Source organism: Myxococcus sp. AB025B, from assembly GCF_006518215.1.
Classification (GTDB): domain Bacteria; phylum Myxococcota; class Myxococcia; order Myxococcales; family Myxococcaceae; genus Myxococcus; species Myxococcus fulvus.
Map to the genome: position 1 here is coordinate 14336 of NZ_SRLW01000110.1, position 14868 is coordinate 29203.

The 14868-nt window shown below is 71.9% G+C and carries 9 protein-coding genes and 1 pseudogene; 5 read left to right on the forward strand and 5 right to left on the reverse strand.

The features are described 5' to 3' along the window. Positions 1-249: 249 nt before the first annotated feature. The 4 genes from FL311_RS19730 (at position 250) to FL311_RS19745 (ending at position 4923) form a co-directional block, all read left to right on the forward strand. Complete coding sequence (locus FL311_RS19730; protein WP_141327044.1) at positions 250-1359, forward strand: GRAS family protein; 1110 nt, start codon at positions 250-252, stop codon at positions 1357-1359. 79 nt (positions 1360-1438) lie between these two features. Beyond that, a complete protein-coding gene (locus tag FL311_RS19735) occupies positions 1439-1912 on the forward strand; it encodes a CinA family protein (RefSeq protein ID WP_194869274.1) in 474 nt (157 codons plus the stop codon). Positions 1913-2014: 102 nt separating this feature from the next. Next, entirely contained in the window at positions 2015-2413 is a 399-nt protein-coding gene (locus tag FL311_RS19740) for an STAS/SEC14 domain-containing protein (protein ID WP_141327048.1), read from the forward strand. A gap of 275 nt (positions 2414-2688) precedes the next feature. Continuing rightward, positions 2689-4923: a M4 family metallopeptidase gene (locus FL311_RS19745; RefSeq protein WP_141327050.1), complete on the forward strand. Its 2235-nt coding sequence runs from the start codon at positions 2689-2691 to the stop codon at positions 4921-4923. An 82-nt stretch (positions 4924-5005) separates the two neighbouring features. Here FL311_RS19745 and FL311_RS19750 read toward each other — a convergent pair whose 3' ends face one another. Beyond that, positions 5006-10717 carry an AAA family ATPase gene (locus tag FL311_RS19750; RefSeq protein ID WP_141327052.1) on the reverse strand — a complete coding sequence of 1904 codons (5712 nt, stop codon included), beginning with the start codon at positions 10715-10717 and terminating at the stop codon, positions 5006-5008. A gap of 179 nt (positions 10718-10896) precedes the next feature. Beyond that, complete coding sequence (locus FL311_RS19755; protein ID WP_228556966.1) at positions 10897-11970, reverse strand: gamma carbonic anhydrase family protein; 1074 nt, start codon at positions 11968-11970, stop codon at positions 10897-10899. 277 nt (positions 11971-12247) lie between these two features. On the opposite strand from FL311_RS19755, the gene FL311_RS19760 reads away from it, so the two are divergent. After that, positions 12248-13666, forward strand: coding sequence for an MATE family efflux transporter (locus tag FL311_RS19760; protein ID WP_141327054.1), 1419 nt, complete (start codon positions 12248-12250; stop codon positions 13664-13666). 8 nt (positions 13667-13674) lie between these two features. Here the strand turns inward: FL311_RS19760 and FL311_RS19765 are convergent, their stop codons facing one another. From FL311_RS19765 to FL311_RS44140, 3 genes and pseudogenes are all read right to left on the reverse strand, one after another. Beyond that, positions 13675-14094, reverse strand: coding sequence for a VOC family protein (locus tag FL311_RS19765; protein WP_141327056.1), 420 nt, complete (start codon positions 14092-14094; stop codon positions 13675-13677). 46 nt (positions 14095-14140) lie between these two features. After that, a complete protein-coding gene (locus FL311_RS19770; protein WP_141327058.1) occupies positions 14141-14554 on the reverse strand; it encodes a hypothetical protein in 414 nt (137 codons plus the stop codon). A gap of 99 nt (positions 14555-14653) precedes the next feature. Further along, positions 14654-14868, reverse strand: a pseudogene (locus FL311_RS44140) (ABC transporter ATP-binding protein); the annotation flags it as partial.

The window sequence follows — 14868 nt, forward strand, 5'->3', positions numbered from 1 at the left end:
GTCGAATGGTTTGTTCGATTACGCGGGAAGTCATGCATCGCGCGTGCGGCGTGTCCCTCACGGCGGGTCCTGGTCGCCGGGTACGAGTCCGTCGTCGTCCCGAGGACGGCCGGGGCGCACGTTCGTGCGTCCGCGTGTGTGGCAACTCACGGAGGAAGGGCGCGGGCGTGGGGCGCGGGTGGAGGGCCCGGGAGGGCACCATTACCGTTGAGTCCACGCGGGGCTTCTCGTGGGGAAGGAGTCAGGGCGATGCGCGCGCAGAAGGAGCAGCTGCTCTTCCAGGCGATGGAGCAGGGCCTGTCGGGACGCGTCGACGAGGCCACGGCGTCGCTGGGGGCGCTGGAGTCGATGCTGGACGTGGACGCGGTGCCCGAGGACCTGGGCTACCAGCTCTTCGCCACCGCCGTGAGGCATCGCCTGGCGGGCGCGGGTGCGGGGAGCCGCAATCCCTATCTGCACCCCGACGCGAGCGAGCGGCAGATTGATTTGTTCCGCTCGCTGATGGCCCACATGCCGCTGGCGTCCACGGCCGACGCGCTGGCGAACGCGGTGCTGGAGTCGCTGCTGGGGGGACAGGAGGAGGCCACGCTGGTGGACGTGGGCATCGGCCAGGGACGGCAGGCCGTGCGGCTGTTGCAATCCCTGTCACGACGCGGCGCCGCGCCCGGGCAGCTGACGCTGGTGGGCGTGGACCCGAGCGGGGCGAGCCTCGCGCAGGCGAAAGCCGCGACGGAGCGCGTGGCGCGCGAGGTGGGCGCGAGCGTGCGCTTCATCGGCGTGGAGTCCCCGGTGGAGGCGATGAGCGAGGCGCAGTGGTCCATGCTGCGCGCGCTGCCGGGCCCCCGGGTGGTGAACGCGGCGTTCGCCCTGCACCACGTGGCGGAGACGCCGGACAGCCAGGGTTCGGCCCGCGACGCGGTGCTGCGGCAGCTGCGCGCGCTGGAGCCCGTGGCGCTGGTGATGTGCGAGCCGAACACGGACCACTTCCAGGCGGCGCCCCTGGAGCGCTTCGGCCACGCGTGGCGACACTTCACGCACGTCTTCCAGTTGCTCGACTCCCTGGGCGTGCCGGGCGAGGAGCGCGCCGCCATCAAGCGCTTCTTCGGGCGCGAGGTGGAGGACGTGGTGGGCACGGTGGACGAGTCGGCCCGCTGCGAGCGCCACGAGACGGCGCGCATGTGGAGGGCGCGGCTGGCGCGCGCGGGCTTCGAGCCCCTGGAGCTGCTCGAGCACCTGCGCCCCGACGGCGTGCACCCGGCGCTGACGCTGGAGCGCGAGCCGGGCGTGGTGGGCCTGCGCTGGAGGGACGAGGTGCTGGTGGCGGTGCTGGCCGCGCGGCCCGGGCCCGCCCACGGTTGAGGCCCGGCGGGAGGTGCGCGAGGATGGCGCGGTGACGCCGGGACACGACGGACAGGACGACCCACGCCAAGCGCCGTCGCTGGAGGCGCGCGTGCTGGAGCGCTGCCGGAGCGCGGGGGCGCGGCTGGTGCTGGTGGAGGCGTGCACCGGCGGGCTCCTGTGCGGGCGGCTGACGGAGGTGCCCGGGGCCTCGGCGGTGGTGGAGCGCGGCTTCGTGCCGTACTCCTACGAGTCCAAGGTCGAACAGCTCGGCGTCCCGCTCGCGCTGCTCCAGGCGCATGGCTCGGTGAGCGCGGAGGCGGCGGAGGCCCTGGCGCGCGGGGCGTTGGAGCGCTCGAGCGCGGACTGGGCCATCGCGGAGACGGGCATCGCGGGCCCTGGCGGCGGCACGCCACAAAAGCCCGTGGGCCTGGCCTTCATCGCGGTGATGCGGCGGGGCGGCGCGGTGACGGTGGAGCGCCATGTCTTCGCCGGGGTCCGCGCCCAGGTGCGCGACGCCGTGGCCAGGCGCGCCTTCGAGCTGTTGCTCGAGCAGCTGAGCGTCGAATCCTGAACCGGACATCCACCCCGCACTCCCGGGTGTCTGGGCTCTCCACCAGCGGGCTCCTACGCTGTGGGGGCGCGCGACGCGCGTGCTGGTGGCGAAGGAGCCCGGGTGTTCCGAATCGACGTCGACAATGCGCACGCCATCGTGGGCTTCGTCCTGGAGGGCTACATCCGGGTGCCGGAGATGGAGGCCTTCGTGACGGAGCTGGAGCGGGCCACCGACTCGCTCGCCGGCCAGGACATCAAAATCCTCGCGGACCTGCGCGCCTTCCGCCCCGCCTCGCCCGAGGCCGCCAACATGATTCGCCGCGTGCAGGAGTACGGCCTGCGCTCGGGCGTGGTGCGCGTGGCGGAGCTGGTGGAGAGCGAAATCGTCGCGCTCCAGCTCAACCGCGTGGCCCAGAACAGCCGCACGGACCGCATCCTGCGCCGCTTCTGGGAGGAAGCTCCCGCGCGCCTCTGGCTCATCCAGGGTGACGCGGCCGAGCCGCCCCAGCCGCGCCCTTGAGCCGCGCGAAGTCAATGCCTCTCAAACACGTCTGACTTCCAGACACGGGCAGACGTGTTTTCAGGCGGGCTCGACTTCTACCGTCAGACACGCTCTTTCGAGCCATTGTCCTACCCTCGTGCTGGCCATTTCTCGTCGCGCGAGGACTCACACGTAAAGCGAGTTGACGTGTCTGGGTTGGTAATATATCGAAACATGAATAATGGCTTTTGCGTTTGAAATCGTTATTCCAGGTGTGTCACGAATAAATGGACTTTCAACTGGAGGTCTTGCATTTGGCTTATCGAGTCTTGAAGACGATTGGCGTGGCCTGCTTGGGTGTTGCGCTCACCGCGTGTGGCACCACGGAGTCCGCGCCGGACGAGGCGAAGGCGCCCGAGGTGAAGGCGGGGGCGGACATCCAGCAGTCGCTCAAGAAGCTGCCGAGCGCGGGCGTGGCGGGGGCGCACACGGACGGCGTGCCCGACACGCTGGTGGGTGAGCTGGGCAAGGTGGAGCGCACGCTGTCGGCGCTGGGCGTGGGCCAGGCGGCCTTCGCGGCGGCCCCGGCGCTGACGGACATCGCCCCGGTGTTCCGCCTGCGCGCGGATGATTTGTTCCTGCAGCGCGCGCGCACGGACAACCAGGGCAACCAGCACCTGCGCTATCGCCAGACGAAGAACGGCCTGGAGGTGGTGGGCGGTGAGCTGATGCTGCACGTGCGCCCCGACGGCAACGTGTACGCGGCCAACAGCTCCGCCCGTGACGGCGTGGACCTGCCCGCCACGCCCCGCGTGGACGCCGCCGCGGCGGCGAGCGCGGCGGCCCGTGCCACCGCGGGCACCGGCATCGCCTCCGAGGGCCAGCCCCGGCTGGTCTACGTGCGTGACGACGCGGGCACGCTGTTCCTCGCCTGGCACGTGCGCGTGACGGGCACCCAGCCCTCCGGCATCCCCCTGGTGGACAACGTCTATGTCGACGCGCTCGGCAAGGCGGGCGTCGTGGCGCGCCACCCGCTCATCCACACCGCCCGCAACCGCGCGGTGTACACGGCCAACAACGGCACCACGCTGCCGGGCACCCTGCGCCGTGGCGAGCTGGGCGCGGTCACCAACGACGCGCACGTGGACCAGAACCACACGCAGCTGGGCTACACGTACGACTGCTACCAGACGCTGTTCGGCCGCGACTCGTTCGACAACGCGGGCGCGGAGCTGCGCAGCACCGTCCACTACAGCAGCGGCTACGTGAACGCCTTCTGGAACGGCAGCCAGATGGTGTACGGCGACGGCGACGGCGTGAACTCCATCGAGCTGGGCAAGGACCCGGACGTCACGGTGCACGAGCTGACGCACGCGGTGACGGAGCGCGAGTCCAACCTCATCTACTCCGGCCAGTCCGGCGGTCTGAACGAGGCGCTGTCGGACACCTTCGCCGCCATCTGCCAGAGCTGGGCGTCCGGCACCTGGAGCACCGCGCCCGCCATCTGGATGATTGGCGAGCAGGTGTGGACGCCGAACACGCAGAACGACGCCCTGCGCTACATGGATGACCCGAGGAAGGACGGCGTCTCGCTGGACCACCTCGACAGCTACACGTCCAGCACCGACGTGCACTACAGCTCGGGCATCCCCAACCTGGCCTTCGCGCTGCTCGCCAAGGGCGGCACGCACCCGCGCGGCCGCACCACCATCAACGTGCCGGCCATCGGCGTCGAGACGGCCGCGCGCATCTGGTACAAGGCCAACACGGACATCTTCACGGAGGGCACCACGTTCCTCCAGGCGAAGACGTGGACCATCCAGGCCGCGGCCGACCTCAACTACAGCCAGGCCATCCAGGACGCGGTGAAGGCGGCCTGGGAGGCGGTGGGGGTCAACGGCGTGTGGACGCCGCCGGTCTCCATCCCGCTGACCAACGGCACGCCCGTGACGGGCATCTCCGGCAGCCTGGGCAATGAGAAGTACTACTCGCTGGTGGTCCCCGCGGGGATGACCAAGCTGGTGTTCACCACCACGGGCAGCTCGGGTGACCTGGACCTGTACGTGGGGCGCGGCACCCAGCCGACCACGTCCAGCTACGTGTGCAGCTCCGCGGGCAGCAGCAGCACGGAGACGTGCACCCTCAACAATCCGACGGCGGGCACCTACCACGTCCTGCTCTACGCGTACTCGGCCTACTCCAACGTGACGCTGACGGGCACGGCGAGCGCCACCGCGGGCAACGTGCTGCAGAACAACGTGCCGGTGACGGGCCTGTCCGCCGCCACGAGCGCCAGCGTGAACTACACGATGGACGTGCCGGCCAACACCCGCGTGACGTTCGCCACCAGCGGCGGCACGGGTGACGCGGACCTGTACGTCCGCTTCGGCTCGGCCCCCGGCACGGGCTCCGGCACCTACGACTGCCGCCCGTACCTGGGTGGCAACGCGGAGACCTGCCAGCTGACGAACTCCACGGCCGGCAAGTACTACGTGATGGTGCGCGCCTACTCGGCCTTCACGGGCGTGACGCTGAAGGGCTCCTACTAGCTCCAGGAGCTTCGAGGTTCGGGGTTGGACGGCGACACCCGGGGGGCCATCATGGGCCTCCCGGGTGTTGCTCCACGAAGCCCTATGTCATCTCGATGGAGTACGAGGACTTCTGAGCCTCGGGGTCGGTCGGCAGCTCGACGGTGAAGGTGCTGCCCTCGCCGGGGGTGCTCTCCACGTGGATGGAGCCCCCGAGCGCGGTGAGGATTTCGCGCACCAGGTGCAGCCCCAGGCCCAGGCCGCCGTAGGCGCGCACGGAGACGGCGCGCTCGAAGCGCTCGAAGATGTCGGCGAGCCGGTCCTCCGCGATGCCGATGCCCCGGTCCGTCACGCTCACGCGCACCCGCCCGTCGCCCTCCCACGCGCGCAGGGTGATGGGCTTGCCCGGGCCGAACTTGAGCGCGTTGGACAGCAGGTGCACCAGCACCTGCCCCAGCCGCGCGCCGTCCCAGTTCCCCCACAGCGGACCGTCGATGTGCAGCTCCAGCGCGCAGCCGGCGCGCTCCAGCGGCTCGGCGAGCCTGCTGGCCGCGTGGCGGATGAGGTCCGCCAGGTCCACGCGCGCGAGGTGCAGGTCCATGCGCCCGGCCTGGAGCCGTGAGATGTCCAGCATCTCCTCCACCAGCGTGGCCAGCTTCAGCGTCTGGCCGTCCAGCGTGCGCAGCGCGCGCACGGCGTGGGGCGGCAGCCCGGGTGGCGTGTGGCGCAGGAGCGTCTGCACCATGAGGCGCAGCGAGGTGAGCGGCGTGTTGAGCTCGTGGGAGGCCACGCTGAGGAACTCGTCGCGCAGGCGCACGGCGTCCTGGGCCTCGCGGTAGAGGCGGGCGTTGTCCAGGCAGACGGCCACGCGGCGCGACAGCTCCTGGGCGAGCCCCAGGTCCGCCTCCGTGTAGCGCCTTCCGGGCGCGCCGGAGACGAAGGTGGCGACGCCCAGCGTCTTGCCTCCGGCGATGAGCGGCACGTGCATGGCGGCGCGTGAGCCGATGTCGCGCAGGGTGTCGATGTACTCCTGGCCGTGGCCATGCTCGCGCAGGATGAAGTCGGGGACGTCCTCGCGCAGGAAGGGCTGGCCGGTGCGCAGCGCGTGGACGAGGGCGGGCGGGGACGTCCAGTCCACCGGGTACCGCTCCAGCATCTGCTTCAGCCGCGCCTCCTTGCGCGCGTCCACGTGCGTCGCCGACAGCACCCTCAGGTGCTCGCCGCGCTCGACGACGGTGACGATGCACCAGTCCGCCAGGAAGGGCACCACGCGCCGCATGGCGTTGCCCAGCATCACCTCCACGTCCAGCGACTCGGCCAGGGCCAGCCCCGTGTCCGCCAGGAAGCGCACGGCCCGCTCCGCGCGGCGGCGCTCCTGCACCTCCACGTGGAGCTGCTCGAACAGGCGGCTGTTCTCCAGCGAGATGGCGATCTGCGACGACAGCGTGCGCAGCACCCCCACACGCTCCGGGGTGAAGGCGCGCGTGGCCAGGTCGTTCTCCAGGTAGAGCACGCCCACCGTGTTGCCGTGGCGCTGGATGGGCACGACGAGCGCGGACTTCACCGCGCGGCGGACCACGTAGGCGTCCCCCACGAAGCGGCCCTGGTGCGCGGCGTCGGCCAGCACCAGCGTCTCACCGGTGTGGAAGGCGTGCTCCACCAGCGTCACCGGCACCTGGTGGCTCGACTCCAGCGGGGTGCGCTCCAGGCTGACGGGCTCGGAGCTGGCGCCCACGGCGCAGACTTGAAGACGGCCGCCCTCGTCCAGCACCAGCGCCCCGCGTGTGGCCCCCGCCGCCTCGAAGCACACCGCCATCAGCTTCTCGAGCAGCCGGTCCAGCACCACCTCGCTCACCAGCGTCTCGGAGGCCTTGAGCAGGGTGAGCAGGTCCAGCGAGGCCCCCGGCGGCGTGGGGCCCGTCGTGATGGCGCCGGGCTCCGTCCAGGGCCGGTCCAGCCGCGTCGCCAGCTCCGGGAACTCCTCCTCCAGCTGCGTCACCTTCGCCTGCGCGCCCCAGCGCACGTAGCAGTCCAGCGCCGCGCGCAGGTACAGCGGCACCAGGCGCCGGTGGCCCTGCTGCTGGTGGAAGCGCCCCGCCAGCTCGTTGGCCAGGGCCTCGTCCTGGAGGAAGCCCTCGGTGTGCGCGCCGTCGATGGCGCTGTCGTACAGCCGCATCGCCTCCAGCGCCCGGTCCTCCAGCCGCGCCACCTCCGCCGCCACCAGCTGGTGCTTGTGGCGGAAGTTCTCCGGGCACGTCCGGGCCCACGCCTCCAGCCTGCGCTGGTTGGCCTCCACGTGGGACAGCAGGGCCTGCTTCTCCAGCGGTGTCCGGGACGCGCGCGCCAGGAGCGTCAGCGAGGTGAGCACGTTGAAGTCCACGTTGCGGAAGAAGCCCTGCGTGTAGTGCACGTAGGGCAGGGCCTCGCGCGACATGCGCAGCGCCTCGTCGAGGTCGCCCATCACGTAGGCGACGAACAGCTTCATCATCGCGAGCAGGTAGAGGTTGGTCTGCTCCGCCCGGTCCGACGCGAGGTAGGCGCTCTCGTCGAAGTCGTCGTCGTCCAGCCGCGCGGGCGTGCGCGTGCGGCCCTGGAGCGCGCGGATGGCCTGACGGTAGAGGATGGACACGTCCACCATGCCCTGCACGTTGGCGCGCCGGGAGTAGGAGAGCGCGGTGTCGATGGAGCCGAGGATGCGCACCAGCTCGGTGCCCATCGCCAGCTCCGTGGAGACGACGGTGGTGAGCGCGTAGCTGGTGAACTGCAGGTCACCGCTGGCCAGCCCCGTCGTCACCGCCCGGCGCAGCAGCGACAGGCTGGTGCGCAGGGGCGCGCGCCAGTGGTTGACGTTGAGCGTGAGGCTGATGAGCGCCCGGCACTCCTGCCTGGCGTCGCCCAGCTTGCGCGCGAGCGCCACGCCCAGGTGTCCGTAGGCCTGGGCCTCCTCCACCTCGCCCCGGCTCGCCAGCAGCATGCCCTGCACGGCGTACACGGCCGGGGCCCAGCGCGAGCTGCCATGCTCCAGCGTGAGCGCCAGCGCCAGCGTGTTGAGCCAGGCGAACAGGTCCGGGTCCACGAAGAACGCGGGCGTGACGAGCTCGGACAACAATTGCACGCAGGCCAGGTGCGCGCTGTCCGTCATCATCGGCGCGTCCAGCAGCGCCTCCACCCGGCGCCCGTCCAGGTGCCGGCGCACGCGCGCCTGTCCCTCGGCGAGCGCCTCCGTGTAGCCGTGCTCGGGCAGCTCCACGCCGAACAGGCGCAGCCCCTCGCGGCCCGCGGCGAGCGCCTCCGGGTAGCTGCCCGTCATGAGGTTCGCGAGCACCTGGAGCACGTACAGGTCCGCCTTCTGCGTCGCGGACGCGGCGTGCGTGTGCGCGGTGTGCAGCAGCTCCTCCGCCAGCCTCCCGTTGCCGGAGAGGTAAGCGCACTCGGCCGCCTCCCGGTGCACCTGGAAGAGCCGGGCCTGTCGCCGAAGTCCCCCGTCCGCGGGCAGCAGGGACAGGCCGCGGGTGAAGTACACCAGCGCCGCGCCGAAGGCGGAGGCCCCCTTGGCCTTGAAGCCCGCGCGGAAGAACAGCTCCGCCAGCTGCTCTCGCTCCTCGCCGTCGTCCAGCTGGCCGAGGCCCCGGTACAGGTGGTCCACCACCGCGAACAGGCGCTCCTCCAGCGCCTCGCCCCTCGCGCCGTGCCACAGCTTGCGTCCCACGGCCAGGTGCAGCGCCTGACGCTGGTCCTCGGTGAGCAGCGAGTACGCCGCCTGTCGGACGCGGTCGTGCGCGAAGCGGTAGGTGGCCTCGCGCCGCGCGCCGTCCGTCGTCGCCGGCGCGCGCGCGGGCTCGCTCTCGGGGACGAGCAGCCCTTCTCGCAGGAGGCTCCACAGCGCGGAGGCCGCGTCCTGCTCGTCCTCGTCGACGAGCGACGACAGGAGCCCCAGCTCCACCTGGTCCCCCAGGCACGCGGCCACCTCCAGCACGTACTGGGTGCGCTCGGGCAGGCGGCGGATGGCGGCGAGCAGCAGCTCCACCACGTTCTCCGTCACCTCCACCCGGGACAGCCGCTCCAGCTCCCAGGTCCACGTGCCGCGCTCCCAGTCGAAGCGCAGGAGACCGGACGCGTGCAGCAGGCGCAACAGCCGCGTGAGGAAGAGCGGGTTGCCCGCCGTCTTGCCCGCGAGCAGCCGGGCCAGGGGCGCCACCCGCGCGGGCTCCAGCTGGAAGGTGTCCGCGCACAGCGCGGTGATGGCGCCGACCTCCAGCGGCGCCAGCTCGAAGTCCTGGACCGGCAGCGTGTCCTGCTCCGCGAGCACGTCGAGCAGGCGCGACAGCGGGTGTCCGGGGCCCACCTCCTGCGGTCGCCACGCGCCGATGAAGAGGACATGTCGCGAGCCCGGGTCCGTGCACAGGCTCTCCAGCAGCTGGAGCGAGCCGGGGTCCGCCCACTGCAGGTCATCCAGGAACAGGACGAGCGCGTGCCGGGGCGTGGCCAGCGACTGCACGAAGGACTGGAAGAGCAGGTGGAAGCGCGCGGCGGCCTCCACCGGCCCCAGCGCGGGCGGCACCGGCTGCGGCCCGAGCAGCACCTCCAGCGCGGGCACCACGTCGGTGATGACGCGCGCGTGCGGCCCCAGCGCGCCCAACAGGCGCTCGCGCCAGAAGTCGCGCGACTGGGGCGACTCCTCCAGCAGCTCGCGCATCAGCCCCTGGAACGCCTGCACGAAGGCGGCATAGGGCACGGTGCCCTGCAGCTGGTTGAACTTGCCGGTGAGCAGCCGGTCTCCAGGGAGCGCGTCGCGCGCCAGCTCGTGCGCCAGCGCGGACTTGCCGATGCCCGCCGCGCCCGACAGCAGCACCAGCTCGCTTTCGCCCCGGCGCACGCGCTCGCGGGCCGCGCGCAGCGCCTGCTGCTCGGGCTCGCGGCCGTACAGGCGCTCCGGGAGCGACAGCTGGTGGGCCAGGTCCAGCCGCCCCAGCGTGAAGTCCCCGTCGTTCTGACGCCGGCTGGCCTCGAGCAGGTCCGACAGGAGCGAGTCGGCGCCCTGGTAGCGCTCCTCCGGCATCTTCGCGAGCAGCTTGAGGACGATGTCGGAGACGATGCGCGGCACGGCGGGGTTGACGAAGGCGGGCGGCACGGGCGCGCGGGCCAGGTGCGCGTGCACCAGCTCCACCGGGTCCGGGGAGGTGAACGGCGGCAGCCCCGTGAGCAGCTCGTAGAAGGTGGCGCCCAGCGAGTACAGGTCCGCGCGGTGGTCGATGGGCCGGTTCATCCGCCCCGTCTGCTCCGGGGCGACGTACGGCAGGGCCCACTGCAGCTCGCCGGGCAAATCACTGCTGGGGGCGATGCCCGAGACGCGCGTGGCCAGGTCCAGGTCGATGAGCGTCAGGTGCGTGCCGTCGGCGCTCATCACCAGGTTGGTGGGGTTGAGGTCGCGGTGGATGACGTGCTGCTCGTGCAGGCAGGTGAGGATGCCGGTGAGCTGGAGCGCCAGCGCCATGAAGCGCTCCAGGTCCACGGGCTTGCGGCGCAGCCACTCCTGCAGGTTGTGCGGCCCCGCGTCCTCCAGCACCAGCGCGGGCGGGTGCGAGGGCGCGTCCTCCAGCGACACGACCCGCGCGAGGTCGGGCACCGTGTCGCGCAGCCCGGTGAGCAGCGCGTGCTCGTGGCGCAGCATGGGCGCGCTGCCGGCGGCGAGCGGCCCCTGGCGGACCTGCTTGATGATGAGGGGCCGGCCATCGCGTGCCCAGGTGCGGAACACGACGTACCGGCGTCCCCGATGGATTTCCTGAAGGCCTTCGGTGCCCGGCGCCTGCCACATCGTTCGTCCCCGCCGCGAGGCGAGGTCCTCCGTCCGTCCCCCAGGCGCGCGGACGTTTCCACGCGCGGGCGGGCCCGTTCCCTCAGGATTTGGACGAAGGCGCCCCTCGGCACGCGGGACGGGAGGCGACAGCGGGCAGCGGGGCGGGGCCTCGCGGCATGCCCGGGCGGCGAGCGGCTTCAGCTGACGCGGCGCAGCTCCGGCAGGTCCTCCGGCTTGAGCGCCCAGGGCGGCAGCGCGGGCAGCGCGGACAAGAAGCCCGTCTGCACCGCGGGGAAGCCATCCACCTGGGCCGCGTCCGGGAAGAGCGAGCCGGGGCGCACCATGCTGCCCGCGCCGACCAGGCAGCCTCGCCCCAGCCGGCTGCGGTCGCAGAGGATGGCGCCCGCCTCCACCACGGTGCCCGCGCCCACGAAGCAGCCGTGCACCAGGCAGCCCGGTCCGATGATGGCCCCGTCCTCCACCACCAGCGTGCCCCCCGGTTGCAGCTGCACCACGGCGTTGGCGTGGATGCGCACGCCCGCGCCGATGCGCAGCGGCGCGTGGGACTCGCCGATGATGCGCACGCCGGGGCCGATGATGGCGCCGGGGCCGATGAGCACGTCGCCCGTCACCTCGGCGGAGGAGAACAGGGTGGCGGTGGGGTGGACGAGCGGGTGCTTGTCTCGGAGGGAGTAGAGCTGTCCCATGGGTGCATCCTCGGCGCGGTCTCTGGCGAAGAAAGGGGTGAGGGGTTGTTGGGGAAGGGTGAGCGAGCCGCCGCGCGAGGCGCGCAGCCGCTCCAGGTCACCGGTGTCCACGCGCCGCACGACGCGCGCGGGCCGGCCGACGACGACGGAATCCGAGGGCACCCACATGCCGGAGGGCACCAGCGCCCCATCCGCCACCAGGCAGCGGTCGCCCAGCCGGGCGTCCGGTTGGAGGATGGCCCCCGGGCCCACGTCGCACAGGTGGCCCACCGACGCGCCGAGCACCAGGCTGCGCGGGCCCAGCGTCGTCTTCTCGCCCACCACCATGGGATGACGCGCGGTGCCGACGACGGTGGTGTTCTCCCGCAGCGTGGAGCCCGCGCCCAGTTGAACCGCGCCCTCCGGAGAGCAGACCACCGCGCCCTGCGCGAGGTGGACTCCGGGTCCCAGGTGCACGCGCCCCAGCACGCGCGCACTGCTGGCCAGACGGAAGTGCGCGGTGCCCGGACTGGGGACTGACGGGAACAGCGAACGAGAGAAGCTCGGCATCATGAGTGGGCGCAAGCTACACCTCGCCTCGGCGATGAAGGACCGCCCGGAGGCGCTGGAGTGGTGTCGGAGGTGCAACGGCGAACAGCGCGTAACCCGGCCCCGGGTCTGGGGTGGGTGACGGCCATCCACGCCCGCCCGGGCGCGGAGGACAAGGCCGAGCGTGCGCACCCGCCCCGCCGCGAGGCGCCGTGCGGGTCAGCCGGCCGCGCGCCGCGGCGTCCTGGACGCCGTCGCCCCTTCCTGACAGAAGGGCCCGAGGCTCGGCGGGGCGGTCCAGGAGGCAGCACACATGTCGCAGGTGGAGGGGCGGGAGTCCGTGCCGCGAGAGGGGTTCTGGGCGTCGCTGAAGGAGGCCATGCACGGCACGGAGAAGGACCTCACGGGGCTGCCCGTGAAGCGCGCCATCTTCCTGCTCGCGGTCCCCATGGTGCTGGAGATGGTGATGGAGTCCATCTTCGCGGTGGTGGACGTCTTCTTCGTCGGGCGGCTGGGCGCGGATGCGGTGGCCACGGTGGGGCTGACGGAGTCGTTGCTCACCATCATCTACGCGGCGGCCGCGGGGCTGAGCATCGGCGCCACCGCGCTGGTGTCGCGGCGCATCGGTGAGAAGAACCCGGAGCAGGCCGCGCGCACGGCGGTGCAGGCGATTGGCCTGGGCGTGTTCCTGGCCATCCCCCTGGCGGTGGGCGGCGTGGTGTTCTCGCGCTCCCTGCTGGAGTTGATGGGCGGCGAGCCGTGGGTGCTGGAGCACGGCGTGCGCTACACGCAGGTGATGCTCGGCGGCATGGGCACGGTGCTCCTGCTGTTCCTCATCAACGCCATCTTCCGGGGCGCGGGGGACGCGGCCATCGCCATGCGGGTGCTGTGGCTGGCCAACGCCATCAACATCGTCCTGGCGCCGATGCTCATCTTCGGCGTGGGCCCCTTCCCGGAGCTGGGCGTCATGGGCGCGGCGGTGGCCACCACGTTCGGCCGGGGCTGCGGCGTGGTGTACCAAATCTACCGGCTGGCCCGGGGGAGCGGGCGGCTGCGCGTGCGCTGGGAGCACGTGCGGCTGGAAGTGGGCACCATGCTCTCCATGCTGCGGCTGTCGGGCGCGGGCACGGCGCAGTCGCTGGTGAACACCACGAGCTGGGTGGTGCTGGCGCGCATCGTCTCCACCTTCGGCAGCCAGGCGGTGGCGGGCTACACCATCGCGATGCGCATCGTGCTCTTCGCGCTGCTCCCCTCGTGGGGCCTGGCCAACGCGGCGGCGACGATGGTGGGCCAGAGCCTGGGCGCGCGTCAGCCGGAGCGCGGCGAGCAGGCCGTGTGGACGGCGGGGCGCATCAACGCCGTGTTCCTGGGCTCGTTGGGGGTGTTGTTCGTCGCCTTCGCCCAGCCGCTGGTGGGCGCCTTCTCCACGGACCCGGTGGTGGTGGACCACGGCTCGCACGCGCTGCGCATCATCAGCGGGGGCTTCCTCTTCTACGCCTTCGGCATGGTGCTGACGCAGTCGTTCAACGGCGCGGGGGACACCACCACGCCCACGCTCATCAACGTGTTCTGCTTCTGGATTCTGGAGCTGCCCCTGGCGTGGGGGCTGTCGGGCCCCTTGAAGATGGGGCCCTCGGGCGTGTTCCTCTCGCTCACCGTGGCCTTCTCGGTGCTGGCGGTGCTCGCGGCCCTCCTCTTCCGGCGGGGGCACTGGAAGCTGCGCCAGGTGTAGGCGCCACGTCAGACGCCGTGCGCGCCGCCCGCGGACTCGTCCCAGAAGGACGCCTCAATCTTGTGGCCGTCCAGGTCCTTCACGAAGCAGCCGTAGTAGGGCGCGCCGTACTGCGGGCGGGGACCGGGGGCGCCGTCGTCGGTGGCGCCCGCCGCGAGCGCGGCCTGGTGGAAGGCGTGCACGGCCTCCTTCGATGCGGCGATGAAGCCGAAGTGGGTGCCATTGCCGACGTTGGCGCGCTGCCCGTCGATGGGGGCCTGCACCCAGAACTCGGGGAACTGCTTGCCGTAGGCCACGGCGTTGGGGAAGTCGAGCACCCGCTTGCAGCCGAGGGTGCCGAGGACGGCGTCGTAGAAGGCCACGGCCTTCGCGAAGTCGTTCGTGCCGAGGGAGACGTGGGAAAGGATGCTCGGGTTCGAGTCGCTCATGCGTGCGGCTTTAACCCGGCCCGAGCCTCCTCGCGCGCCCAATCGCTCAGGGGCAGTAGGGGCAGGACGGCATGCCCGGGTTGTCCGCCTCGAACTGGGCGTACACGCGGCAGTTGTCGTCGCGCCGCGACGTCTGGCCCTGGCACCCGTAGTGGTACGCGGCCTGGCAGAAGGAGGAGGACTGCGGGTCGGCCGAGGGGCCCGAGTACGGGCTGTTGCACGCGCTCGACGTACCGCCGCACTCGTCCGCGTCGTCCTTCAGCTCCGAGTAGGAGCAGGAGCTGCCCTCGCCATACGCGGAGCAGGTGCTGTCGGACGGACACCACTTGCAGGCGTTGGCGACGTACTCACTGGCGCAGCCGCCACAGGTGGAGATTTCGGTACAGACGTCGTCCTCGAAGCAGGCGGTGAGTCCGAGGCACGACACGAGGAGCGCGAGCAGGGCGATGGGGCGAAACACGAGGACTCCGGGAGTCGGGGGTGACGTTGGGAGTCTCCCCGGAGCGGTTCGTCCCGGGCAATGAGTCCGAAAACATCCAGGTGCCCCCGCGCCCCACGCTCACCGTGGGGCGAAGAGGCGGACCTTGCGCAGGCGGACGTGGAGTGTCTGGCCCGCGCGCACCTCGAGTGGAGGGGCCACCACGCGCAGGAGGGTGCTGCCGACGGGGAAGCGGTACTCGGCGGCGTGGCCCAGGAACAGGCGCGCGGACAGGGGCAGGGGCGTGCCGTGCTCGCCGAGCTCCACGTCCTCGGGGCGGACCACCAGGGTGGTGG